Source organism: Mycolicibacter heraklionensis, from assembly GCF_019645815.1.
GTDB classification, from domain to species: Bacteria; Actinomycetota; Actinomycetes; order Mycobacteriales; family Mycobacteriaceae; genus Mycobacterium; species Mycobacterium heraklionense.
Map to the genome: position 1 here is coordinate 4,106,148 of NZ_CP080997.1, position 23,531 is coordinate 4,129,678.

The 23,531-nt window shown below is 66.9% G+C and carries 20 protein-coding genes and 4 pseudogenes; 7 read left to right on the forward strand and 17 right to left on the reverse strand.

Going from position 1 to position 23,531, the window contains the following annotated elements:
• Window positions 1–2 precede the first annotated feature (2 nt).
• From K3U94_RS19485 to K3U94_RS19505, 5 genes are read right to left on the reverse strand one after another with little or no spacing between them, the layout of a single operon-like run.
• Window positions 3–1,184, reverse strand: a complete 1,182-nt coding sequence (locus K3U94_RS19485; RefSeq protein WP_220694748.1) for an amidohydrolase family protein — start codon at window positions 1,182–1,184, stop codon at window positions 3–5.
• Window positions 1,185–1,208: 24 nt separating this feature from the next.
• Window positions 1,209–2,399, reverse strand: a complete 1,191-nt coding sequence (locus tag K3U94_RS19490) for a cytochrome P450 (protein ID WP_047318385.1) — start codon at window positions 2,397–2,399, stop codon at window positions 1,209–1,211.
• Window positions 2,400–2,449: 50 nt separating this feature from the next.
• On the reverse strand, window positions 2,450–2,647 hold the full coding sequence (locus K3U94_RS19495; protein WP_047318276.1) for a ferredoxin: 198 nt from the start codon (window positions 2,645–2,647) through the stop codon (window positions 2,450–2,452).
• Window positions 2,644–3,309 (reverse strand): TetR/AcrR family transcriptional regulator, encoded by a 666-nt coding sequence (locus K3U94_RS19500; RefSeq protein WP_047318275.1) that lies wholly within the window; start codon window positions 3,307–3,309, stop codon window positions 2,644–2,646. Before K3U94_RS19500 ends, K3U94_RS19495 begins: the two co-directional genes overlap by 4 nt.
• Before the next feature lie 44 nt (window positions 3,310–3,353).
• The gene (locus K3U94_RS19505; RefSeq protein ID WP_220694749.1) at window positions 3,354–4,178 is read right to left on the reverse strand and encodes an SDR family NAD(P)-dependent oxidoreductase; all 825 of its coding nucleotides are present in this window, start codon (window positions 4,176–4,178) and stop codon (window positions 3,354–3,356) included.
• A gap of 99 nt (window positions 4,179–4,277) precedes the next feature.
• Between K3U94_RS19505 and K3U94_RS19510 the strand changes: the two genes are divergently transcribed.
• The 3 genes and pseudogenes from K3U94_RS19510 (at window position 4,278) to K3U94_RS19520 (ending at window position 7,233) form a co-directional block, all read left to right on the forward strand.
• Window positions 4,278–4,718, forward strand: coding sequence for a nuclear transport factor 2 family protein (locus tag K3U94_RS19510; RefSeq protein ID WP_220694750.1), 441 nt, complete (start codon window positions 4,278–4,280; stop codon window positions 4,716–4,718).
• A 43-nt stretch (window positions 4,719–4,761) separates the two neighbouring features.
• Window positions 4,762–5,772, forward strand: a pseudogene (locus tag K3U94_RS19515) (HNH endonuclease signature motif containing protein); the annotation flags it as partial.
• 21 nt (window positions 5,773–5,793) lie between these two features.
• Entirely contained in the window at window positions 5,794–7,233 is a 1,440-nt protein-coding gene (locus tag K3U94_RS19520; protein ID WP_024637089.1) for a recombinase family protein, read from the forward strand.
• Window positions 7,234–7,450: 217 nt separating this feature from the next.
• Here K3U94_RS19520 and K3U94_RS19525 read toward each other — a convergent pair whose 3' ends face one another.
• From K3U94_RS19525 to K3U94_RS19540, 4 genes and pseudogenes are all read right to left on the reverse strand, one after another.
• Complete coding sequence (locus K3U94_RS19525) at window positions 7,451–7,624, reverse strand: hypothetical protein (RefSeq protein ID WP_165576417.1); 174 nt, start codon at window positions 7,622–7,624, stop codon at window positions 7,451–7,453.
• Window positions 7,624–9,175 (reverse strand): annotated as a pseudogene (locus K3U94_RS19530) (replication initiator). The gene K3U94_RS19525 and the pseudogene K3U94_RS19530 overlap by 1 nt, the downstream one beginning before the upstream one ends.
• Before the next feature lie 80 nt (window positions 9,176–9,255).
• Window positions 9,256–10,655, reverse strand: a pseudogene (locus K3U94_RS19535) (FtsK/SpoIIIE domain-containing protein).
• 101 nt (window positions 10,656–10,756) lie between these two features.
• Entirely contained in the window at window positions 10,757–11,092 is a 336-nt protein-coding gene (locus K3U94_RS19540; RefSeq protein ID WP_024637274.1) for an SCO3933 family regulatory protein, read from the reverse strand.
• A 164-nt stretch (window positions 11,093–11,256) separates the two neighbouring features.
• On the opposite strand from K3U94_RS19540, the gene K3U94_RS19545 reads away from it, so the two are divergent.
• The 4 genes and pseudogenes from K3U94_RS19545 to K3U94_RS19560 all read left to right on the forward strand — a co-directional run.
• Window positions 11,257–12,459 (forward strand): hypothetical protein, encoded by a 1,203-nt coding sequence (locus K3U94_RS19545; RefSeq protein ID WP_220694752.1) that lies wholly within the window; start codon window positions 11,257–11,259, stop codon window positions 12,457–12,459.
• Window positions 12,456–13,175, forward strand: a complete 720-nt coding sequence (locus K3U94_RS19550) for a creatininase family protein (RefSeq protein ID WP_220694753.1) — start codon at window positions 12,456–12,458, stop codon at window positions 13,173–13,175. The genes K3U94_RS19545 and K3U94_RS19550 overlap by 4 nt, the downstream gene beginning before the upstream one ends.
• A 323-nt stretch (window positions 13,176–13,498) precedes the next feature.
• Window positions 13,499–13,795, forward strand: a complete 297-nt coding sequence (locus K3U94_RS19555) for an ArsR/SmtB family transcription factor (RefSeq protein WP_220694754.1) — start codon at window positions 13,499–13,501, stop codon at window positions 13,793–13,795.
• A 389-nt stretch (window positions 13,796–14,184) separates the two neighbouring features.
• Window positions 14,185–14,436, forward strand: a pseudogene (locus K3U94_RS19560) (hypothetical protein); the annotation flags it as partial.
• 1 nt (window position 14,437) lies between these two features.
• On the opposite strand, the gene K3U94_RS19565 reads toward K3U94_RS19560, so the two are convergent.
• From K3U94_RS19565 to K3U94_RS19600, 8 genes are read right to left on the reverse strand one after another with little or no spacing between them, the layout of a single operon-like run.
• Complete coding sequence (locus tag K3U94_RS19565; protein ID WP_220694755.1) at window positions 14,438–15,265, reverse strand: alpha/beta fold hydrolase; 828 nt, start codon at window positions 15,263–15,265, stop codon at window positions 14,438–14,440.
• Window positions 15,266–15,275: 10 nt separating this feature from the next.
• Window positions 15,276–16,034, reverse strand: a complete 759-nt coding sequence (locus K3U94_RS19570) for an alpha/beta fold hydrolase (RefSeq protein WP_220694756.1) — start codon at window positions 16,032–16,034, stop codon at window positions 15,276–15,278.
• A 17-nt stretch (window positions 16,035–16,051) separates the two neighbouring features.
• The gene (locus K3U94_RS19575; protein WP_220694757.1) at window positions 16,052–17,041 is read right to left on the reverse strand and encodes a cyclase family protein; all 990 of its coding nucleotides are present in this window, start codon (window positions 17,039–17,041) and stop codon (window positions 16,052–16,054) included.
• Window positions 17,029–17,865 (reverse strand): coniferyl-alcohol dehydrogenase, encoded by an 837-nt coding sequence (locus K3U94_RS19580; RefSeq protein WP_220694758.1) that lies wholly within the window; start codon window positions 17,863–17,865, stop codon window positions 17,029–17,031. Before K3U94_RS19580 ends, K3U94_RS19575 begins: the two co-directional genes overlap by 13 nt.
• Window positions 17,862–19,184 (reverse strand): LLM class flavin-dependent oxidoreductase, encoded by a 1,323-nt coding sequence (locus K3U94_RS19585; RefSeq protein ID WP_220694759.1) that lies wholly within the window; start codon window positions 19,182–19,184, stop codon window positions 17,862–17,864. The genes K3U94_RS19580 and K3U94_RS19585 overlap by 4 nt, the downstream gene beginning before the upstream one ends.
• A gap of 3 nt (window positions 19,185–19,187) precedes the next feature.
• Window positions 19,188–20,936, reverse strand: a complete 1,749-nt coding sequence (locus K3U94_RS19590; protein ID WP_220694760.1) for an FAD-binding protein — start codon at window positions 20,934–20,936, stop codon at window positions 19,188–19,190.
• The gene (locus tag K3U94_RS19595; protein WP_230987235.1) at window positions 20,933–21,862 is read right to left on the reverse strand and encodes a 3-carboxyethylcatechol 2,3-dioxygenase; all 930 of its coding nucleotides are present in this window, start codon (window positions 21,860–21,862) and stop codon (window positions 20,933–20,935) included. Before K3U94_RS19595 ends, K3U94_RS19590 begins: the two co-directional genes overlap by 4 nt.
• A complete protein-coding gene (locus K3U94_RS19600; protein ID WP_220694762.1) occupies window positions 21,819–23,531 on the reverse strand; it encodes a bifunctional 3-(3-hydroxy-phenyl)propionate/3-hydroxycinnamic acid hydroxylase in 1,713 nt (570 codons plus the stop codon). Before K3U94_RS19600 ends, K3U94_RS19595 begins: the two co-directional genes overlap by 44 nt.

Genomic DNA, 23,531 nt, shown 5'->3' on the forward strand with positions numbered 1-23,531 from the left:
CATCAAACCCCCAGGAACGCTTTGATATTGCCGCTCACCACTTTCGCCGCGTCCTGCGGTCCCAGGGCTGCGACAACGTTGGCCAGCGACTTCTCCGAGTAGCCGAAGGTGCTCTCGTTGTGCGGGTAGTCCGACGACCACATCACCTTGTCCACCCCGATCTGGTCGATCAGTCGCAGGCCGAGTGGGTCGACCATGAACGACGCGCTCATGTGGGTGTCCCAGTAGTGCCGGATGCCGTGCTGCAGTTGATGGGTGAACATGTGCTGATAGGAGGCGAGCAGGTGCTCGGCGTCCTGCAAAGCGGTGGGAACCCAGGCGATCCCGCCTTCGAACCAGCCGATCCGCAGCCCCGGGTGACGGTCCAGGATGCCGGAGAAGATGTATTTGGCGAACTGCTCGCGGAACGAGTCCACATTGACCATCATGCCCACCACGACGCTGTTGACCTCGCAGGGCGTCTTCGGCGGGGTTTCACCGATGTGGTGGGTGATCGGTAGCCCGGCCTGCTCGATCACATCCCACACCGGGTCCATCACGTGCGCGCCGAAGTCGATGATGTTGCCGTCGTCGTCCTTGCCGGGGTTCAGCGGCAGCAGGAACGTCTTGAGCCCCAACGATTTCAGTTCTTCCAGGGTGCGCCGGGTGCCGGCGGGTTCCCACCAGTTGATCAGGCCCACCCCGTAGAAGTGACCGTTCGACCGCTCCTGCAGCTCCGCCATGTACTCGTTGTAGATGCGGAATACCCGCTCCCGCAGCTCTTTGTCGGGGAAATGAAACAACGCGAGTACAGCGTTGGGAAACGCCAGTTCCTTGTCGACGCCGTCGCTGGCCAGCTCCTGGATCCGGGCCTCGATATTGCTGCTGGCCGCGCCGGCCAGATCGTCGTACTGCATGAGCACCGCCGAGAAGTCGCCCGGCAGGAACGACTGCCCCTTGCGGCCCACCATGTACGCGCCGTCCTCGTACCAGATCCGGGGCGCCTTGTCCTTGAGGTCCTCGGGGAATCGCTGGTAGAAGATATCGTCGGCGATCGAGATGTGGTTGTCGGCGGAGAACACTTCGGTTCCGGCGGGCAGTCCGATATCACTTGTGCCGACCCCGGCGTGTCCGTGACGGTCCTTGGGCGCCCCGTAACCGCCGGCGGGATAGAACGCAGCGTCTTGAGTTGATGTGCTGGACATGTCAATCCACTTTCAATCGGGCGGTTACCAGGTGACGGGGAGTTCGTAGACGCCGTAGGCGAGCCGGTCGTTCTTGAACGGGATCTCGTCGATGCCCACCGCCAGCTTCAGGGTGGGGATGCGCCGGAACAGGGTGCGGAAGGCGATCACCATCTCGGCGCGGGCCAGCTGCTGACCGACGCACTGGTGCGGACCGAAACCGAACGCCATGTGCTGGCGGGCCGGGCGCGCCAGGTCCAATGCCTCCGGGTCGGGGAAGACCGAGGCATCCCAGTTGGCCGGCGCCAAGTCGATGATGATGCCCTCGCCGGCCCGGATTGTCTCGCCGGCGATCTCGATGTCCTCAAGGGCGACCCGGCGCTGGCCGGTGTGGATGATCGACAGGTAGCGAAGGAGTTCCTCGACGGCATTGGCGATCGCGGCGTCGTCGTCGCCACGGAACACCGCGGTCTTCTCGGCGATCTTGTCGGGCTCGTGCAGCAGCGCCACGATGCCCAGGCCGATCATGTTGGCGGTGGTCTCGTGCCCGGCGATCAGCATCCCGGTGCCCAGCTGGGTAGCCTCGCGCACCGACAGCTCGTCGTTGCGCACCCGCTTGCCGAGCTCGGAAACCATGTCGTCGGCCGGTTCGGCCATCCTGGCCTCCAGCAACCGGACCAGGTACTTGGACAGTTCCGTGGCGCCCTCGGCAAGGTCGTCGGAGGTGGCGTTGCGGTCCACGCCCATGGTGGCGTGCTGCTGGAAGAACTCGTGGTCCTCATAGGGCACGCCGAGCAGTTCGCTGATGACCAAGGAGGGAATCGGCAGTGCGAATCCCTCGATCAGGTCGGCTGGTTGCGGCCCGGCCAGGATGGCGTCGATGTATTCGTCGGTGATCCGTTGTGCCACCGGCTTCAACGCCTCGACGCGCTTCATGGTCAACGCCGGGGACAGGATTCGCCGGTACCGGATGTGTTCGGCGCCGTCGGTGGTGAACACCGACTTGGGGCGGTGATTGACGCTGGCGCGCATCATCTCGTTCCAGTGCGGGAAGCCGGGCTGGTGATCATCCACGCTCACGCGGGGATCGGAGAACAGCGTGCGCACCGCCTCATAGCCAGTGATCAGCCACGGCGTGCTGCCGTCCCAGATCCGCACCCGACTCAGCGGCCGCTGCGCGGCCAGCGCCATGGTTTCCGGCGGCGGCGCAAAGGGGCACCGGCCGTCCCGGCTCATCGGATACTCCGGCGTTGCGGTGGTGACAATGGTGGTCGCGTCGGTCACGCTCACTCCTCGACGATCTTGATGGCTCCGGACGGACAGACTCGGGCGGCCTGGCGCACGACCTCGGCCAGCTCCTCAGGCGGGGACTCGTCGAGCACCACGACGACACCGTCCTCGTCACGCTGGTCGAACACTCGGGGCGCGAATCCCACGCATTGTCCCGACGACGCGCAGATGTCTTGGTCAGCAGTCACTTTCATTGCGGTCCTCCGTGAACTCCGGTGACCGGAGCGAGCCACAGCCCCACGATTGCGTCGATCAGGTCGGATCCGGCTTCGGTCCAGCTGGCGGATGCCGACGCTCCGGACGCCAGCGCTCGCTCGTGTTCGGCGCAGGTGTGCATCAACAGGTTTCGGGCCATCACGTTGCGGGCCTGGTGGACCCGGACCGGTAGATCCGGAAGACAGGTGTTGATGCCATCGATGACCTGCACCAGGGACGGCGAACTGAGCGCGTCCTTGACGACGATGTTGTGATACGCCGGGTCAGCCATCACCTGCGCGGCAAATCGCGCGTACCAGGTCGGATTGCCCAACGCAGCAAGGTGATCGGTGAGCGGGCGGACCAGACACGACACCCAGTCGCGCAGTTCGGTGGACTCCGCTGCCTCCGCCACCATCTCTTCGCGCAGCCGCTCGACCGGGACCCGGTGGCGCCGCTCGATCTCGCGGACCAGGTCGGTCTTGGTGCCGAAGTGGTAACCGACGGCGGCGTTGTTGCCCTGGCCGGCAGCTTCGCTGACCTGCCGGTTGGAGACCGCGAACACCCCGTGTTCGGCGAACAGCCGTTCGGCCGCGGTCAGGATCGCCTCCCGCGTGCTGTTGGCCCGTTCAGCCCGCACGGCCCGATCAGCGGTGGTCACGGCGCCAGTCAACCGTGGTTCAGGGATTAAGTCAAGCGATTGATTTAATTTTTTGCCTCATCGGGGCGCTTGCGTCGGATCGCCTTGCCCGCGACAGTCCCGCCGTCCACCGGCAGCACCACGCCGGTCACGTACCGGGAACGCTCACCGGCCAGATACAGCGCGGCTTCGGCGACATCCTCGGGGGTGCCCTCCCGCTTCAGCGGCCGGTCGGCGCGCATGGTCTCACGGATCGCGGCTTCATAGCGTTCCAGGGCTTCGGGGTCCAAGCCCGCCACCGCCGACGACGCCACAAACGGCGTGGGAACGTTGCCAGGAGCAATGGCATTGACCCGGATGTCGTAGTGGGCCAACTCGATTGCCGCGGATTTGGTGAACTGGATTACCGCGGCTTTCGACGCCCGGTAGGTCATCACCCCGCCGCCGGCCTGAATTCCGCCGATCGAGGTCAGATTGAGAATCGACCCTCCGCCGGCCTTGGACATGTGCCGGGCGGCGTCGCGGGTGCCTGCCATCACGCCGAGCACGTTGACCGCCATGATGCGGTGAAAGTCAGCCAGGTCGTCGTTGAGGAGCCTGTTGTGCATGGTCCCCGAGACGCCGGCGTTGTTGACCATGATGTCCAGTCCGCCGAACGTCTCGACGGCCGCTTCGACCAGCGCGCCCACTTGCGCCTGGTCGGCGACGTCGGCGACCCGGAAGGTCGTATCCGCGCCGAGTTCTCCCGCGAGCGCCTCGCCGCGCTCGCGATCCAGATCGGCGATGACGACCCGCGCCCCCTCGGCGACGAAGCGTTCGACGATCCCCCGGCCGATCCCCGATGCACCTCCGGTGACGACCGCCACCTTGCCGGCTAACTCGTTGCCCATCGACCACCCTTCCGCTGTGTCCGTGGTTCGACTCAACCCGCTTCCCCGGGTTCAGTCAAGCGACTGATTTAAATGGGAAGGCGACCTAAAGTCGGCAGCATGACAGGCCCCGTCTCAGCCGATGATCGGCTGGAGATCTCCGCGCTGCTCTACCGCTATGCCCGTGCCGTGGACACCAAGGACTGGGCGCTGTACCGGTCGGTGTTCACCGAGAACGCCGTCATCGACTATTCGTCGGCCGGCGCCATCTGCGGCACGCTCGACGAAGTTACCGACTGGCTGGCGGCCGGCTTTGCAGCAATTCCAATGTCGATGCACTACATCACCAACATCGAGATCATGGAGCACACCGCGGATTCCGCGCTCGTGCGGGCGATGTTCTACAACCCCATGCAGCTGCCCGGTATGGCGGATTTGAGTTACTGCGGCGGTTACTACCATCACGACCTGGTCCGCACACCCGATGGCTGGCGCAGCCGCAACCTGCGCGAGGAGAACCTCTGGTTCACCAATCCCCCGGTCCGCCCCCACGGCGGTTGATTCGGCAGCCAGACTTGTCAGACCTCACTGCCATGATGAAGTCATGTCCCCGACCGGACCTGCAGCCAGCGCCGAAGCGCGCTCCGACAAACGTCTTGAGGTGCTGTTCGAGGAATTGGCGGAGCTGACCGGTCAGCGCAATGCCATCGATGGGCGCATCGTGGACATCGTCGCCGAGATCGAGCACAACCAACTGTGGGGAAACACCGGCGCGCGGTCGGTGGCGGCGTTGGTGGCTTGGAAGACTGGCGTGTCACCGGGAAACGCCCACACGATCAGCACGGTGGCACACCGGCTTGCCCACTTCCCCCGCTGCGCCCAAGGCCTGCGGGAGGGCCGCCTGTCGCTGGACCAGGTCGGCGTGATCGCCGCGCGGGCAGCCGACGGCTCCGATGAGCACTACGCACAACTGGCCAGCGTGGCCACGGTCAACCAACTGCGCACCGCGGTCAAGCTCGAACCGCGACCCGAACCCGAGTACCGGCCAGAGCGGGTGCGGTCGATCACCAAAACCAGCGACGAACAGGGCAGCTGCTGGCGGATCACACTCGATCACCTCGACGCCGCCAAGTTCGACGCGGCACTACAGTCTCACCTCGATGCCCTGATGGCGCAGTGGAAACACGACCACGACGATCCCGACCGCGCAACCGACCCAACGCCTCCGTTGCCGACCACCGCTGATGCATTCCTGCGTCTGGTCGAGGCCGGATGGGACGCCGAGGCCACCCGCCGGCCCCACGGGCAGCACACCACCGTGGTGGCCCACCTCGACATCAAAGACCGGGCCGCCGCACTGCACCTGGGCCCGCTGCTCTCAGAAGACGAACGCCAATACCTGCTGTGCGACGCCACCTTTGAGACATGGTTCGAGCGCAACGGCGAACCCATCGGTGCCGGCCGAACCACCCGCGGAATCAGCCGCCGGCTTCGGCGAGCCCTTGAACACCGCGACCGCTGCTGCGTGGTTCCCGGCTGCGCAGCCACCCGCGGCCTCCATGCCCATCACATCCGGCACTGGGAAGACGGCGGCGAAACCGAACTAGCCAAGGTCAGATGTTGGTAATATACCCCCATGGCGAAGATGAAATCCGCTGGTCAGCGGGCTGGGGTGCGGTCGGCGGCGATTTACGCGCGTATCTCGGCTGATGTGGAGGGCACCGGGTTGGGGGTGGCGCGGCAGTTGGAGGATTGCCGCAAGCTGTCTGCTGACCGCGGTTGGCCGGTTGGCGATGAGTATGTCGATAACGATGTGTCGGCGTTCTCGGGCAAGCCGCGTCGGCAGTATGCGCGGATGCTGGCCGATCTGGCATCAGGGGCGCGGGATGCGGTGATCGTCTACAACTTGGACCGGTTGCATCGCCGACCGGTGGAGTTGGAAGAGTTTGTCGCTTTGTGTGAGTCGGTGGGTGTGCGAGACGTGGCTACCGTGACCGCCGATATTGACCTGGGTAACGATGACGGGTTGTTCATGGCCCGGATTTTCGCCGCGTTCGCCGCCAAGGAGTCCGGGCGCAAGTCCGCACGTATTCGCCGCAAGATGTTGCAGAACGCCGAACAGGGACTACCGCACGGCTCGGTGCGCCCGTTCGGCTACGAGGACGACAAGATCACGCTGCGGACGTCGGAGGCGGCGGTGGTGCGTGAGATGGTGGACCGCTACTTGGCGGGCCAGTCGTTGTTGTCGTTGACGGTGTGGCTCAACGACTCCGGCGTTTCCCCGGCGGTGGCCAAGTCGTGGCAGACCTCGGCGGTGCGCCAGATCCTGTGCTCGGGCCGTATCGCCGGGCTGCGGGAGCATCGTGGTGAGGTGATCGGGCCTGCGAAATGGCCGGCGATCATTACGCCGGCGGAGCGGGACCGGATCTTGGCGCGTATCGCGGCGCGGTCGGTGACCAAGACGCGGGCGGCGCGCACATATGTGTTGTCAGGGATGCTGCGGTGTGGGCGTTGCGGTAATCGGCTGTATTCGCAAGCCCGGCACAGTAATCCCGATCATCGGGTGCGCCGCTATGTTTGTCTGAAAGGACCCGATCATGGCGGCTGTGGTCGGCTGACGGTGGTCGCCGAACCGGTTGAGGCTTTGTTGACTGATGCGGTGTTGACCCGCCTGGATTCTCGGGATCTGGCGAAGGTGTTGGCCGGCAAAGCCAGCCCTAATCATGATGTGGCGGCGTTGGCGGCGGCCGTGGAGGCCGATCAAACGCGCCTCGATGAGCTGGCCGGGTTGTATGCCGACGGCGCGATCAGCGCGCGGGAGTGGATCGCGGCCCGCGACCCGATCACCAGCCGCATCCAGCAGGCCAGGCGTGACATCGCTGAGGCCACCGATACCAGTGAGGTTTATGAGTTGGCGGGCACCGGCGGGGCGTTGCGCGGCCAATGGCCCGACCTCGACGTGGAACGCCAGCGGAGCATCGTCAAATCGATCCTGGATCACGCGGTGATCGCACCGGGCACCCCCGGTTCCCGCAGTCTCGACATTAACCGCGTGCAACCCCATTGGCGCATCTAGGTTTTCGGCGTCGCGGATGCTCCCTGGCGAGTGCCGAGTGTGTGTCTGGGCTGGTGGGCCGTCAAGGCCAAAGCCGCACGCGGTCGAAGCCAGCTTCGAGCCTGGACGGCCCACCAGCCCAGACACCAGGAATGCTCTTATCGCCGGGAAGGGTTGTGTTGAAATAACTTTCGTCGTCTATCCGGTTGGCCGGTGACGGTACGGTGCCTTTGCGTGCTCAGCGCAGGAGGGTTGCGATGGCAGCCAGGGTGGTGGGGTCGGTGACGGTGACGGATAGGGCTTGGCGTTCACATGAGGCGGTCAGCCAGGCTATGAACTCCGGGCGCTCGTGCAGCGGGACCGCGCCGGCATCGTGGTTGTTGGCGGCGCCGCCCGCGGGCGTCGTGGCCATCACCCTGCCCCGCGTGGTGGCGGCGAGATGCGGGTGGAGACAGTCCGGGATTCGGTGATACCGGTGATGCGGGCGCTGATGTGGCGCAGGGCTGCGGAGATGACCAGGACGCGGTCACCGGCGCTGGCGTGTCCGGCGCGGTCGAACTCCCACAGCATCTCATCGGTGTCGATCGGTTGCTGCTGCCTGCCTGTGCTCGCCGTCACGTCGTCAGCGAAATGGGCGGATTGCGTATCGTCCTGTCGCCCTGAATGTTTGGCTATCTGGTTACGGGTCCAGGTGGCGCGGGCGGCGCGCAGGGCACCCATGGTGGTCGAATAGCGCCGCGATTTGGTAGTGATGTGGCCGCGGTAGCCCAGGGTGTGCAGCCAGCGCCCAATCCCCGCCAACGACGGACCCGCGGACGCTGGGTGTTCGGCGAGTCCGGCGATGGTGGACAGGATGGCCCGCACATGTTCAGTAACGTCGAGTTCGCCGATCGCTTCTGCGGACAGCCGGCGCGCGGTGATGCCGAAGTCGTGCAGGGATTTGGTGACGTATTTCGCCAGATATGCCGCAACCCTGCGCGGCGACAACCGCGAGGCCGAAGCGACTGCGGTGTCGTCGACTTCGGAATCGCTTGCGGTTATTGGTTCGGGTGTCAATGGTTGGGTATCAATTTGGGTGCCGAACCGCACCGTGCGCACCCCGCCCGGGTTGGGGTAATCGTCGTCGCCGGCGGGCACGTCGATACTGACGCGACTGGCAGCGTGTTGGATCAAGGCGGCCAGCTCGGCGGCGGTGATCGGTGACGACCAGCCGGGATGCTGCTCGGCTACCGGACGAGACACCCCACCACCCCGCGGGGCGGCGGGGCCGTGACGATCGTGGTCACCTGATTTCGTGGTGTCGTTGGTGGCGGGTGGCGGGTCGAGGCGGATCAGGGCATGGATGTGGGGTATGGCGCGGGCTTGCAATTCAACGACTTTGACGAAGCTGACCCGCACCGAGCCGGGCTTGACGCCAACTGTTTTCAGGTGCGTCGCCACGGCGCGCCGTAGTGCGATGGTGAACCGCCGCCACAGCTCGGGCAGATGCCAGGTGAACAAGATATGTCCCAGATAGTCGTAGCAGTCCGCGCACAATGGTTGGCCCACCAGAGGGTCATCGACACTGTGGATTATGGTGCAGCGCAGGCAGTTTTCGTGCCGGCAGCGGCCCGCCGACCTGTTGGGTATGGCGTGACACGGGGTTCCGGTGGCGTTGTGCACGGCCCCGTAGCTGGGGGCGGTCAAGGTGGTGAACACTTGCGGACGGTTGGCGACCTCGACGGGTATGTCGTGGTGGCCGCCGGCGGCTCCGGCGTGCACGAGTTGCCAGGTGTCGCGGGCGTAGAGGTCTGAGCATGACGGGCACACCGCGTGACGGCGGTTGTTGCAGCGCGTCCACACCGTGTGCTGACGCCCGGCGGTGTCGGCACCGAGCAGCTGGATCGGGTGGGCGCAGTAACCGACCGATTCCACTCGCCGCCACCACGACCCGAAACCGGGTGAGGAGGCGCGCTTAAGACATCTGGGTGACCACCGCATCGGCATCGATGGTGGTAAGCAGGCCCGGCAGCGCGATCACCGGGCTCTGCGTCGTTACGGTCTTCACCGATTTCCCTGTTCGCCTGAACGCGGTGCCCGAAAGGTGCGGGCCAACAAGGTGATATCGCGATCGGTGACGTGAAAGGCCCGGACCCGTATCGGGTCGGCGGTGCCATCGATCATCACGTACCCGATGCCGGGGGTGGTATCAGCGATCAGGTCGCATTCGGCGCCGGCATCGCGGGCTCCTTGGCCCAAGACCATGGCGGTTTGGGTAGCCTCGGTCATCCGCAGCCCGATCCGCACGGTGAACAACTGCCGTACCGGCAGGGTGTCTTTGGCCGGGTCTTGCACCGCGGCTACCACCGATATCCCGACCGCACGCCCCTGGGACAACAGCAGGCCGAGGAGTTGTTCTGTCTCGGCGCGGAGTTTGCGGTCGGTGACATAGGTGGTCAGCGCGGCGATCTCATCAATGATCAGCACGATCAACGGCTCAGCGAGGGCGGGGGTGTGCAGGCGGGTGTGCCCGCGCAGCCGGGTGGCGCGGGTCTGCATCAGCTTCACCAGCTCGCGCAGCAGTTCCACGGTGGGCTGACCGGTGTGGTAGCAGAACCGGGCGAACAGCGGCGCGCCGGCACTGAGTTCCATGCCGCCTTTGGGGTCGATCACCCACAACCGCACCCGCCCCGTTTTAACGTGGGGTGCCAGCCCGGCGATCAGCGACCACAACACCGAGCCTTTGCCGGCTCCGGTGGCACCGGCGGCCAGGATGTGCTGGCCCAATACCGGTAGGTGCCACCAGCGCCGTGATTCGGTGACCCCGACCCGCACCGCGCCCAGATCGACCGCCGAACCCGGGGTTGGCATGGGCACCGCGATCGGCTGGCCGAGCACATCCCCGCGGCCGATGATGATCCGCAGCTGGCCCGGCGTGGTGGCGCGGATCGTCAACCGCTCCGCGTCCCAGGTCGCCGCCAGTGCGAGGGCGCGTTTCTGCCAGTCGGCAATCGACTGGCCGGTCACCACCTTGACGATCAGCACGTCGGCGTGATGGCCGATCCGCACCGATTGCAGGGCAGGCACCAACGTGCGTTCACCCAGTTTGGCGGTCAGGCCGTGCAGGGCGCAGACCGATTCCCAGTTGCGGTGATAACGCCACCACGCCCAGAAACGCTGCCGCAGCGGAGCGCTGACCCACCGGGTGAATGAGGCCGGCTGGCACACCCACCAGCCGAGGTATGCCGCGGCCTCCACAACGGCGGTCAAAACGCGGCTCGGGCGCCGTGACTGAAACCGACCCAGATGGCGACGACGGTGGGAATGCTCAGGGAGGGAAACAGGATTGCCCACCACAGCAGATACCCGGCGGCTTTGAGTAGTCCGACGATCAGCTCGCCGATCCAGTCATCATCGGGTGATGGATTGTTGTTGTGGTTCTTACGGTTTGGACTATTCGACATGACGGTCTGCCTTCACTTACGACGGGGAAACAAGGGGCGGGAGCGTCGGCCCGGCAGCCCATAGGCGCACGCTGTCGCGGGGCTGCCGGGCCGGCCTGCGGTTACCGGGCCTGCTGGCCCGTCTTGACGGTGGCGAGGTCGGTGGCGGTGATGGCTTCGGCGCGGTACGCGATGCCCGAGCGGCCGTCTTGCGACCACGGCAACGCCACCAGACCCGTCACAGACACCGGCTGGCCGACAACGACTTTCGGTTCCCCGACCACGGTGACCGCCAGCACTTCACCGCCGGTGGCGTCCAGGGCGATCAGCTGCACCTGCCACAACGCCTGCCCGGTGGCCTTGTCCACGCGCGGTGCACCGGTGTCGAAATTCGTGCGCTGCTCGGGAATCCGAGTACAGAGGAACGTCACCCCGGTGGTGTCGATACGTAACTTCATGGATTGCTGTCCTTCCTTGCGGTGTTGGCGCGGTCTGTTCGGCCGCGACTCAAGGACAGCGCCATCCCGGATGCGCCCGGAAGTGACAGGCAGTGATACTGGTGATGACCGCACACGCGCACACGTAGCTGACCTGCGCTGATGTATGCGGCATGATCGAAGCCATGGCCGCAGTCGACCCGATCCGGGCACTCAATGCGCAGCGGCTCAGCCAAGCCCGCAAACGCTACGGCTACAGCTTGCGTGAGTTGGCGATCGAGGTCGAAAACGTGCGCAAGCTACGCGGCGATCCCGACCTGCCCGCGCGGGAATCCCTGCGGCAAAAAATCGCCCAGATCGAGCGGACCGGAATGCTCGGCCCGCTGTGGCGTGAAGACCTGGCCGCGGTGTTCGGCGTCGAACCCGACGAAATGTTCAGCGTGCCGATCGCCACCGAGCTGCCGCACCCGCTGCTGATACAACTACCCGTCGACCGTGACGTACTCGCCGTCATCGAGGCCCAGCAACATGCCCACATCCAAGCTGAGCACACCTTCGGCCCCCAACACGCCCGCCCCCTGGTGGAATCCGATCTGGTCACCATCGAATCCCTGATTGCCCACGCACCCTCGCAGGTCAAGGCAGAGATGCGGCGCGCCGCTGGGGCTATCGCCGAAGTTGCCGGGTGGATCGCCCAAGACCTCGGAGATCACGCCGCCGCGGAGAAGCTCACCCACACCGCAGCCCTGCACCTACGTACGGTAAGCCCGGCATTCAACGCCATGATCTTGATGCGCCAATCCAACATTCTCACCCGCACCAACCCCGACCTGGCCACCGCCTTGGCCACCGATGCCGCCGACCTCATCGACGGCCACGACGTGGGTCGCCTGGCCGCCAGCATCGCCCGCCAACAGGCCCTTGCCGAGCTGGCCAATCACAATGAGCGGGGATTTCATCGCCACGCCGCCGCAGCCCTCGAACTCGGTGACCTGCAACCCCACCCGCATGATCATGCGATCTATGCCCACGGCGCCTACGTCGCCAGCGAGATCGCCTCGGGCTACCTGCGCATCGGTGACCCGGATAAAGCCCTAACCCTGCTCGCCGGGCACCATCACGCCTGGACATCACAGCAGCACCGCGATCAGACCGTGGCCGATATGCGACTCCTGCACGCCTACATCGCCACCGGCGAATACCAGCAAGCACTGGCACTGACCGCCACAGCGATCCCGGGCTACCTGGCCGCGCCCTCGCAGCGAGCCAGGATTCATCTGGCCAGGGCAGGCACAATCGTGCGAGACCGTCGACGGCGAAACAAAGACCCGATCCTGCAACAGCTTGCCGGCCGCATCAAAAACGCCACCCAAGGAGTCACCCCGTGAGCCGTCGAATCATCCCCGACACCACCACCACCGACCCTGCGGCCACCCACACGGTCGCGGTGCTGCCGGTCGGCTCATTCGAACAACACGGCCCCTACCTTCCGCTGGGCACCGACACCCTCATCGCCACTGCCATCGCATCCGTAATCAGTCAGCACCACAACGTATTTCAGCTACCACCGGTCGCGTTCAGCTGCTCCCACGAACACGCCGCCTACCCCGGCACCATCAGCATCAGCGCCACCACCTTGGCCGCGATCGTCGCTGACATCATCGAATCGCTGGCACGCCAGAACATCGCCGGGCTGATCGTCGTCAACGGCCACGGCGGCAACGCGGTACTCACCAACGTCGTCCAACAAGCCAACCACCCCAAGAACCCCGTCAAGGTTGGGCTCTACCCCAGCCGCGAAGACTGGACCGAAGCCCGCGCCGCCGCAGGAATCCACAGCAGCAACCACGACGACATGCACGCCGGCGAACTGGAAACCTCCATCCTGCTCGCCACCGCACCCGACTACCTGCGCGACGGCTGGCAGACCAGCGACCACACCGCCAACGACCGCCGCTACCTCACCAGCCTCGGCATCCACGCCTACGCACCCACCGGCGTCATCGGCTCACCATCCCAGGCCACCGCCGCCAAGGGCAGCAGTGCCCTCGACCACCTCGGCCGCAACGCCGACACCCTGATCGAACTCCTCACCACACGTTGAGCACAAGCGACAGCTCGGCGGCTACCTTCCGGGCTTCGCTGCGCTCCCTTCGCTTCCGTCCGCTGGCGCTCCCGTCCGCGCCGGTCGCTCCACTGCGCCCTGCGTCCGCCGCCGAGCACCAGACCAGCGCCCACCACTCAGTGAGAACACCGGCCGTGTTCGCGCCTGCCACCGCCAGGCCAACGGCGTTTGCGCCTCTCGCGCGGCGACCAGAGCCTGGCCAGACCGCCGGCCACCGTGGGACACATGCCCTGACCTCGCACGTGAGGACTTTCTTTACTGCTATCGAGGACACGAGCCCCTGTCCGCCGCTGGACCAGGCGATGTCCCGCGACGAGGCCGAACGGATTGCCAAGCTGTTCAAGGCCCTGGCTGACCCGACCAGAGTCCAACTCCTCGGATTGCTCAGAGGCAGACCGGGCGGGGAATGCGGCTACGACATGACCGGCCCACTCGGTATCTCCCAACCGAGCGTGAGTTACCACGTGAAGGTCCTTCACGAGGCAGGCCTGGTCACGCGGGAGCGTCGCGGAAGCTGGGTCTTCTACCGCATCTGTGAAGAACGGCTGGCCGAGATCCGCCGGGTGGCGGGGCTAACCTCGCCGGGCACCACTACCTGAGGGGAGCCGATCAAGGAGTCACGACCGGACCGCGCCTGGACTCCTTGGCGGCGGCGTGTCGCAGTGCTAAATCCGCCGACATCGTTAAGCTGAACGCCGGTCAACACCGTTGTAGGAGCTGGAGCCGTGTTACGCCGATACTTGCTTCGGCAATGTGTTGTGCGACGCGAAGCCGTCGACGCGAACGGGCCGCGCGGCAGCGCTGAGGGCGCATTTCCAGTTCTGGAGCCTCGTCACCAAGTCGAGCTGCACAACCTCACCGGCCGCATTGTTGAATGCCCGTTCGGGAGATCAATCGAACCCCGGGCGGATCGGTTGATCCCCTGCGGCGCATCCCCCCGCCTAGCGACGCGCGCGCCACCACGTCCAAGGGGATACATTTCCGACGTGTTAGCAACCTGGTGCTGGTCTGCCCCTACCACCACCGCCAGCATCACCGAGGCCTCATCACCATCACCGGGCCGGCCGGCAACCTCACCGTCACCGACAACACCGACCGACCATTGAGCGCCGCATCACTGGCCCGCCCACCCAAGCAACCCCCACCCGCGGTCGCGCCCTGCCCCGGGCCCACCGGCGAACGAGCCGACTGGTGGTGGTACCAACCCTTCCAACCACAAGCACCACCAACCACCAACTAGGTCAGTCACCGGAACAGAAGTCCCGCAGTAGGTCGTTCACCTTTTCGGCCTGCTCGATCTGCGGGCAGTGGCCGGCCGCGTCGACAACCGCCGCGTGCCCGCCGGAGATCTGATCGGCGATCTGGGCCGCCCACCCGGGCGGGAGCAGCTTGTCGCAGGCGCCCTCGATCACCAGGGTCGGTACTGAAATACGTTCGTAGCGGCGGCTGCTCGACGCCGGCGGCGGGGGCTCGGCGCCGGGCCGGCGGAATCGCGCCGCCGCCACCGCCTCCCAGGCGCCGGGCGCGATGCTCGACGCGTACCGCCGTCCCACATAGGCCTCGTCGGCGGGATAGGCCGGGTCATAGAAGAGCGCCGCCACGATCCGGCGCATGGCGGGCACCGTCGCGTCGTAGTCGTAGAGCGCGGCCATGTGCTCGTTCTGCTTAATCTCGCCACCACCGCAGATGGCCACCAGTCGCCCCACCGGCAGCAGCGGCGCGTCCGAGGTGGCGTCGACGAGCAGCATGATGGCGCCCATCGAATTGCCCACGAAATCCGCCGATTCCACGCCGAGCGCCGCGCAGAACCCTGCCACGTGGCGGATCCGCATGCCGCGTCCGTCGTTGAAGTCGATGACCTTGGCCGACTCCCCGAACCCGAGCATGTCCGGTGCGAGCACCCGATGGCGCGCGGCCAGTGCGGGAATGGTGCGTTCCCAGCCGACTTCGGCGCCGGCACCGAACTCGCCGCCGTGCAGCAGGATCACGGTCGGGGCCGCCGGGTCGCCGGCCTCCAGGTAGGAGGTGCTCAGGCCGTCCACCAGGACGGTCTTGCGCGTGAACAGCAAGGTCGGCTCCTCAGTCGGGGATCAGTGGGCCGATCGGCCGGGTCGTGGTGGCGTGCACCAGCAGTGCAGCCAGTTCGGCGGGTCGGCTCAGGAAGGGCGAGTGCGAGGCGTCGATGGTCAGGGGTTCGACACCGAGCCGCCGGCAGACCAGATCGGCCAGCCAGCGCGGATAGGCCCGATCCTGCTCGCAGCGAATGAAGCTGCGGCCGATATCGGCCGCCCAGAAGTGCGGCACCGACACCGGCGCAACCGTGGTGTCGCCGAACCGTTCCGGCCCGAGCCGTTCGAAAGCCCAGCGCAGCGTGTCGTCATCGCAGTCGTGGTAGAAGTACTGCCGCGCACCATCGATGTCGGCGAAGGTCATCGTCCCGTCGTCCGCGAAGTGCAAATGGTTCAGCATGTCAGCGGCCGCGGTGTCGAAGAACTCGGCTCCCTCGCTACCCATCGTCATCGCGTCGGTGTAGCTGCGCCCCTCCCGGGGCAGCGCCGCGGCCAGATAGACGATGTGGCGCACCAGATCCGGTGCACTGTCCGCGCCCAGGGTGGCGTCGAACCCGCCGCCGGAGTGCCCGACCAGGACGTCGCCGGGCTGCAGCACCGACGCGACGGCCTCCCGGCGGTTGGCCAGGGTCGACTCCTCGCTGAGCCGAGAGCCGTGGCCGGGCAGGTCGACGGCGATACCGGTGTGCCCGATGTTCTCCAACTCCGCGATGGTGCGGCTCCAGCACCAGGCTGCGTGAAACCCCCCGTGCACGAAGACGAATCGCATGACGCTCCTGCCCCGGGCTACTTGATCGCGATCGGATTCACCGGCGACCCGACTCCGCCGGTCACCCGCAGCGGCGGCGCCACCAACTGGAACTCGTAGCGACCGTCAGCGGCGCAATCCGCGGCGAGCGCGCCGAGGTCCCAGTACTCCCCGAGCATCAACCCCATGTCACGCAGGCAGAGCATGTGCAGGGGCAGATAGGTTCCCTCGACGCCGGACACCGGATCCTCGACCATCAGGTTGTCGGCGGCCACCGCCGCGACGTCGCGCTCATGCAGCCAGCTGGCGCACCGCCAGTCCAACCCGGCACCCGGTTCGGCGCCGTCGCCGGTCTGTCGAAACCTTTCCCACCAGCCGGTTCGGACCACCACGATGTCGCCGGGCTCGACCGTGACCTGTTGAGCCTGTGCCACCGCGTCGAGTTCGTCCGGGGTGATCGGGGTGCCCAGCGGCAGGAAGGTGCCCGCGCCGCGGTGGGCGACCACATCAAGCAGCACGCCGCGCGAGGTGATGCCCTTGCCGTCGACTTTGTCGATACCGCAGTGGTAGGCGCCCAGGCTGGTGACCGAACTGGCCGGGAAGCCGTTGTAGAGCTGGTCGTCGTAGTAGACGTGCGACAGCGCATCCCACTGACTGGCGGCCTGCAGCGGCATCACGATCATGTCGTCGTTGAACCGGAACGGGTTGTCGACGAAGAACTCGCTGAGCTGCTGCGCCACGATATTGCGATGCCACTCCGGGCCGTACTGAGCCAGCGTGCTGACGTCGCCACCGTCGACGGTCATCACGTGAATCGGGTTGTGCCGGAACTGAAACGCTCCCTGCGGGCCCGACGACCCGAAATCCACCCCCAGCGGAAACACCTTGCCGTGCCGGACCAGGGCGGCAGCCTGGGCGATCTTGGCGGGGGTGATGAGATTGAGCGTGCCCAGTTCGTCGGCGTCGCCCCATCGCCCCCAGTTGCGGACCGTCTCGGCGACCCGGCGGAACTCGGTCAGGCCGGCCACGGCGTCGATCCGTCCGTCAGCGCGGCAGTGGCCCGGCTGCTGATGTTGCCGCCGTCGACCCAGAGCACCTGACCGGTGATGTAGCCGGCCGCCGAACTGTTCAGGAACACCAACGGTGCAGCCTGTTCGCCCGCACTGGCGACCCGTCCCAGCGGTTTGGGAATGCCGTCGAGAAAGCCCTGACCGTAGCTGCTGCGCAGTTGATCGAGGATCGGGGTTTCGGTGACGCCGGGCGCGGTGCAGTTGATCCGGATCCCGCGGTGCGCCAACGGTTCGGCGTTGAGTATGCCGTAGAGGATGATCGCCTCTTTGGACAGCCGGTAGCCCCCGTCGGCGAGCGCGGCGGGATTGGCACGGCACCACTGTAATCCGGCAGCCATGCCCGGCGAGTTCAACAGGCCGAGGGTGGTCGGCGCGTTTTCGCGGTAGGTCGCCGCGGCCAGCGAGGACACATTGGCGATCGCCGATCCCGCCGGCATCGCCGGCAACAGCGCTTCGGTGAGGTGGCGCAAACCCAGGAAGTTGATCGTGACCACCCGCTCCGGATCGCCTATGCCCGAGGACACTCCGGCGACGTTGAACAGTGCGTCGACCTCCCCCGACTCCCGGATCGCTGCGGCGGCCCGGTCGATGGACGCCGGATCAGCCAGATCAATCGCGTGAAACTCGTCGACACCCGTGGCAGGCTCGACGCGGTCCAGGCCGATGACCCGTGCTCCGAGCTCCGCGAGCTGAATCACCAGCGCGGCGCCGATTCCCGACGCACAGCCGGTGACCACGGTTCGTCGGCCGTCGTAGCGCCACAGCCCAGACGGTGCGCTCACCGCCGGCCGCGTTCCCGCTCTGCTCGCTCTTCCTTAGCAAGTTGGGCGGCCTGCACCCGGCCCTCGTTCATCTCGGCCATCGCCTCGGGGATCTCGGTGGCGGTGAACGTGCCGCCTCGCCCGGTCGGCAGTCCGCCGAACGAGTAGGACTCGTCGAATGCCGGTGCGGCGGACGCCGGACGGCGAGCCTCCAGCTTCTCCAGCACCGGCTCGAGCCGCTTGGCCTTCTCGGCGACCGCCTTCTCATCGCGTTCGATGAACTCCGGCAGCACTTCTTTGCCCATCAGCTCGATGGCCTCCATGGTCGCCTCGTGGCTGCGCGGGTTGAGCAACAGGATGAGCTCGTCAACGCCGCTCTCCTCGTAGCCGCGCAGGAATTCCCGTGCGGTCGCCGGGCTTCCGATCGCCCCGCGGCCCGGCCCATAGGCCAGCGTCGGATCTTTCTCGACCTCTTCGAGATAGCGGTTCCATACTCCGGTCCGGCCCGGGGTGTGCTCGCCGGTCATGTAGTAGTGCATGATCCCGAACGAGAAGAATCCGCCGCCGACCCCCAGACGCGCGATCGCCTGCTCATCGGTGGGGGCCACCATCATCGACAGGTCACCACCGATGGCCAGGATGTTCGGGTTCACCTGCGGGGTGACCGGGACACCGGTCTCTTCCAGTGCCTTGTAGTAGCCGTTGACCCGCTCGGCCAGCGGTCCGGGACCGGTGTAGGCGAAACTCAGTGCGCCGATGCATTTCTCGGCGGCCATCTGCACCGACGCCGGTCGAGTGCAGGCCACCCAGACCGGCGGATGCGGCTTCTGCATGGGCTTGGGGACAACGTTGCGGGCGGGCATCTGCACATGTTGGCCGTCAAAGCCGGTGAACGGCTCCTCGGTCATACAGCGAATCGAGACCTCCAGGGCCTCCTCCCATTGCGCGCGCTTGTCGGCCGGGTCGATGCCGAACCCGCCGAGCTCGGCGATCGAGGATCCTTCCCCGGTGCCGAATTCGACCCGGCCACCGGACAGCAGGTCCAGGGTGGCGACCCGCTCGGCCACTCGGGCGGGGTGGTTGACCACCGGGGGCAGGTGCATGATCCCGAAGCCCAGCCGGATGTTCTTGGTCCGCTGGCTGGCCGCGGCCAAGAACATCTCCGGCGCGGTGGCGTGGCAGTACTCCTCCAGGAAGTGGTGCTCGGTGAGCCAGACCGTGGAGAACCCGGACTTGTCGGCGAGTTCCACCTCGTCCAGGCCGTCGGAGAACAGCAGGCGTTCATCGTCGTCGGACCATGGCCGCGGCAGCGCGAATTCGTAGAACAGTGAGATCTTCACGTTTTACCTCCTGGGCGATTGGTTGGGAGTCTGCGATTCGGCGGAGAGCTGGTGACCGGAGATGTCGGCGAGGTGTTGGGCGGCAACGTAACCGAAGGTCATCGCGGGGCCGATGGTGGCTCCGGCGCCGGCGTAGCTGCGGCCCATCACCGGGGCCGAGGTGTTGCCCACCGCGTAGAGCCGGTCGATCACCGAGTCGTCGGCGCGCAGCACCCGGGCGTGCTCGTCGGTACGCAGGCCACCGGAGGTGCCCAGATCGCCGAGGATGATGCGGAACGCGTAGTAGGGCGGTTTGCCCAGCGGGTGCAGGTTGGGGTTGGGCAGCGTCGGGTCCCCGTAGTAGTTGTCGTAGACGCTGTCGCCGCGGTTGAAGTCGTCGTCGTGGCCGGAGCGGGCCAACTCGTTGAACCGTTGCGCGGTAGCCCGCAGCCGCTGCGGCGGGACACCGATCTCGCCGGCCAGCTCCTCGAAGGAGTTGGCCGCCTTGACCACACCGGACTCCAGCCAGGCCTGCGGTATCCGACGCCCGGTCGGTACGGGCGCTCCGGGAATCTTCGGGATCGGCAGGTGTCCGGCGACGACGTAGCGGTGGAAGGATCGCTGGTCGGTGACCAGCCAGCATGGGATGTGGGTGACGCCGGCCTGCTGTCCGGCGATCATGGCGTGCGCGAAATCCATGTAGGGCGCCGCTTCGTTGATGAACCGCTCGCCGTCGCCGTTGACGATGAACTGGGACGGCATCATGCGTTCGTTGAGCATGAACTGCAGTCGCCCGTCGGGCCAGCACAGCGCCGGGAACCACCAGGCCTCGTCGAGCAGTTCGGTCGCCGCGCCGATGCGTTCCCCGGCCCGGATACCGTCGCCGGTGGCCAGCGGGTTGCCGAAGCTCCAATCGTGTTCCAGCACCGGCTGATACTGCTGGCGCCAGGCCAAGTCGTGGTCGAACCCACCGCTGGCCAAGATGATGCCACGGCGCGCCAGGATGCGCTGTGTCCGACCGCCGCGCCGCACCACCGCACCGATCACCGCGCCGGAGTCGTCGGTGATCAGCTCGGTCATCGGTGTGTCCAGCCACAGCGGTATGTCGCGTTCGAGCATGGCCAGCCGGAGCCGTGCGGCCAGCGACTGACCGATGGCGGCCATCCGATCCCCGAATACCCGGGCGCGGAACATCCGCCACAGCAGCTTGACCAGGATCGCTTTGCCGCGCCATGACTGGCGAACCTGGTAGAAGAGCCGAAGATCCTTGGGGCCCAGCCAGATCCCCTTGGGCGCCAACGCCAGCGGAGCCAGCAGATTCTGCTCCTCGTCGCCGAGCTTGCGCAGGTCGATGGCGGGCACGTTGATGGTGCTGCCCAGCGCCGACCCGCCCGGCAGCTCCGGGTAGTAGTCGGCATAGCCGGGCTTCCAGACAAACTCGAACCAGGGGCTGCTGGCCTCCAAGAACTCCATCATCCGCGGGGCGGCATCCACGTATTGCCGCAACCGCGCATCACTGACCAGCCCGTCGGTGATCACCCGGAGGTAGGTCAGCACGTCGTCGGGGTCGGGCGCGTAGCCTTCCCGACGCTGCGACGGCGCCCCGGGCACCCAGATGCCGCCGCCGGACAGCGCAGTCGAACCGCCGAAGTATCGCGACTTCTCCACGACCAACGTATCGAGCCCGCGGGAGTCGGCGGCCAGCGCCGCGGTCATTCCGCCGCCACCGGAGCCGACGACGAGCACGTCGACGACGTGGTCTGGGTCGCTCACCGGATCACCTCCGTGGGTTGCGCGGTGCGGATGGCGAACCCGGCGATCAGTTCCGGGGCCGGCCGGTAGTAGCGCTGGGCGATGCGGTAGCGGCCCTGGGCCGCGAGCGCGCCGAATGCTGCTGCCCAGGTGCGGATCTCGTGCGCGGAGCCGCCGCCCTCCTGGGTGATGAACGTGTTGGACCAGTCGGCGAGGTCGTCGAGCCGGCCGCTGTCGACGATGGACAGAAAGCGCTGATCGAATTCCGGGTTCAGCGGTGCGAGGTTGTTCGCCCCGGCCGCGAAGTCGCGGGCCGCCGCGATCGTCGCGTCCTGGCGGGCTTGGCGCTGCTCGGCGCTCATGGCGGTGCCGTGCAGGATCCGGTCCCGGGTGACTGGTGGCGCGGTCGCCAGCGTCGGGATCGGCGGATCATGGGAGAGCCCACCGGATCCCACCACCAGTACCCGCAGTTCCAGGCCGGCCAAGAACTCCCCCACCGCGGCGCCCAGCGCGCGAGCGCGGTGTATCGGCCCGAGCGGGGCGGCGACCGCGTTGAGGAAGATCGGGATCACCGGGCAGGCCGTAGCGTCACCGAACAGCCGCGCCAGCGGCTGCGTCACCGCGTGATCGACCTCCATGGACGCCGAAACGGCCACGTCCACACCGCGTTCCAGCACCGCCGCCGCGCACTCACGCGCGATGTCGGCAGGGACGTCCAGTGCCCCGAGGTGTGTGCCGTAGTCACCGATGCCCTGGGCGGCGGTGCCGATGCAGAACGGCGGCATCAGCTGCAAGAAGAACCCGTTGTAGTGGTCCGGCGCGAAGATCACCGTCAGCTGCGGGTCGAAGTCGGCGACGAACGCCGCGGCGTCGGCGATCGCGGCCTCGATGTCGTCCATCAACTCACGGGGTGGTTCCGGCAGATTCAACAGGGGGCTGTGGGACATGCAGCACAGGGCCAGTGCCATCGGGACGATCACCCCCTTGCGGCGTCGAAGCCACCGGCTCGAGGGCCAAGACACTGAAGAGTCGGGCGCTCACCTCGGGGGCGCGCTGCGCGATGCAGGCCGCGGCGATGCAGCGGTCCGGGCGCAGGAACAGCACCGACTCGCTGTGCCGGTCGAACCAGGCCTTCAGCTGCCCGGTCCGGTCGCCGACGATGGTGACCGCGGGGTCATCGGCCTGACCGGGCGGGGTCCAGTGCAGCTGGGTCGACGGCCGCACCGCGATGAAGCTGGCCCCCAGCGCCGTCCACCGCGCGAAGGCGTCTTCGCCGAGCAGAACCCGGGGATTGTTGTTCCAGGCCACGACCGCGAAGCCGGTGCCGATCACGTCGTCCAGGAGTAGGTCGGTACCACTGCGGGTGTCGACGCGCGGCTGGATGAACAGGGTTCCCGCCGGGGAATCGGGACGCCGTGGCTGGTCATGGACGACCGCGCCCTGCTCGTAACGCGGCATCGGCTTGAACCGCATCTCCAGGACGTAGCGCTTGAGAGTCGGCACCGCCGAGGCCGCACGGATCACCCGGTCACGCAGGCCCGCCACCCGGCGGTTGGTCGGGGAGATCACTTTGCCGACCATCGTGGAGAGGTCGATCATCGCGCGGGCATGCTTGCGCCGCTCGGTGTCGTAGCTGTCCAGCAGGCTGGGCCGCGCCTGACCCCGGACCACCGCGGCCAGCTTCCAGCCCAGGTTCATCGCGTCGCGGATCCCGCTGTTGTAGCCCTGGCCCTGCCAGACCGGCATGAGATGCGCGGCGTCGCCGGCCAGCAGCAGCCGGCCACGGCGAAAGGCGCCGGCGATCCGGGAGTGGTGGGTGTAGACCCGGTGACGGATCACGTCGACGTCGTGCGGATGCGGCAGGAACGGAGCCAGCATGGCCGCGACGAATTCGGGATCTTCGGCCTGCTCATCGGTCTCGTCGGCGTGAATCATGAACTCGAACCGGCGAATACCGTGCGCGATCGAGATCGAGGCGTACGGGCGCGCCGGGTCGGCACCGACCTCGCTGTTGGGATGGCCGAGCGGGTCATTGGCGATGTCGACCACCAGCCAGCGCGTCGACGAGGTGGTGCCGTCGAAGGACACTCCCATCAACCGGCGGGTGGCGCTGCGTCCCCCGTCGCAACCGACGACGTAGCGAGCCGAGACTGTCTGCGGTTCCCGGCCCTCGCCGCCGATGCTCACCGTCACCGAATCGGGAGTCTCGGCGACCCCGCTCATCGGCCGGCCCCACAGCACCTGGACATGGTCGAAGCGCTCCAGGCCGCGCAGCAGCTCGGCGTCGACCAGGGGCTGCACGAAGCCGTTGCGCTTGGGCCACCCGAAACAGGCGTCGGCGGGCGCCATTTCGGCCAGCAATCGCCGCCGGCCGTCGTAGAACCGCAGGATCTGGTTCGGGACGGTGTGCGGCAGCACGGCGTCCACCAGACCGATCGCCTGAAAAGTGCGCAGCGACTCGTCGTCGAGACCGACCCCCCGGGGGTAGTCGATGAGTGTGTCGCGTTCCTCGATGACCAGGGTGCGAATCCCTTGCAGGCCGAGGATATTGGCCAGGGTCAGGCCGACCGGACCGGCGCCGACCACGACGACCTCGACATCACTGAGCACGGCCAC

Coding starts and splice junctions, on each gene's coding strand:
- K3U94_RS19485 (WP_220694748.1), bottom strand. CDS start 1,184: ATGTCCAGCACATCAACTCAAGACGCTGCGTTCTATCCCGCCGGCGGT.
- K3U94_RS19490 (WP_047318385.1), bottom strand. CDS start 2,399: ATGAGCCGGGACGGCCGGTGCCCCTTTGCGCCGCCGCCGGAAACCATG.
- K3U94_RS19495 (WP_047318276.1), bottom strand. CDS start 2,647: ATGAAAGTGACTGCTGACCAAGACATCTGCGCGTCGTCGGGACAATGC.
- K3U94_RS19505 (WP_220694749.1), bottom strand. CDS start 4,178: ATGGGCAACGAGTTAGCCGGCAAGGTGGCGGTCGTCACCGGAGGTGCA.
- K3U94_RS19510 (WP_220694750.1), top strand. CDS start 4,278: ATGACAGGCCCCGTCTCAGCCGATGATCGGCTGGAGATCTCCGCGCTG.
- K3U94_RS19520 (WP_024637089.1), top strand. CDS start 5,794: ATGGCGAAGATGAAATCCGCTGGTCAGCGGGCTGGGGTGCGGTCGGCG.
- K3U94_RS19525 (WP_165576417.1), bottom strand. CDS start 7,624: ATGGCCACGACGCCCGCGGGCGGCGCCGCCAACAACCACGATGCCGGC.
- K3U94_RS19540 (WP_024637274.1), bottom strand. CDS start 11,092: ATGAAGTTACGTATCGACACCACCGGGGTGACGTTCCTCTGTACTCGG.
- K3U94_RS19545 (WP_220694752.1), top strand. CDS start 11,257: ATGGCCGCAGTCGACCCGATCCGGGCACTCAATGCGCAGCGGCTCAGC.
- K3U94_RS19555 (WP_220694754.1), top strand. CDS start 13,499: ATGTCCCGCGACGAGGCCGAACGGATTGCCAAGCTGTTCAAGGCCCTG.
- K3U94_RS19570 (WP_220694756.1), bottom strand. CDS start 16,034: ATGCGATTCGTCTTCGTGCACGGGGGGTTTCACGCAGCCTGGTGCTGG.
- K3U94_RS19595 (WP_230987235.1), bottom strand. CDS start 21,862: ATGTCCCACAGCCCCCTGTTGAATCTGCCGGAACCACCCCGTGAGTTG.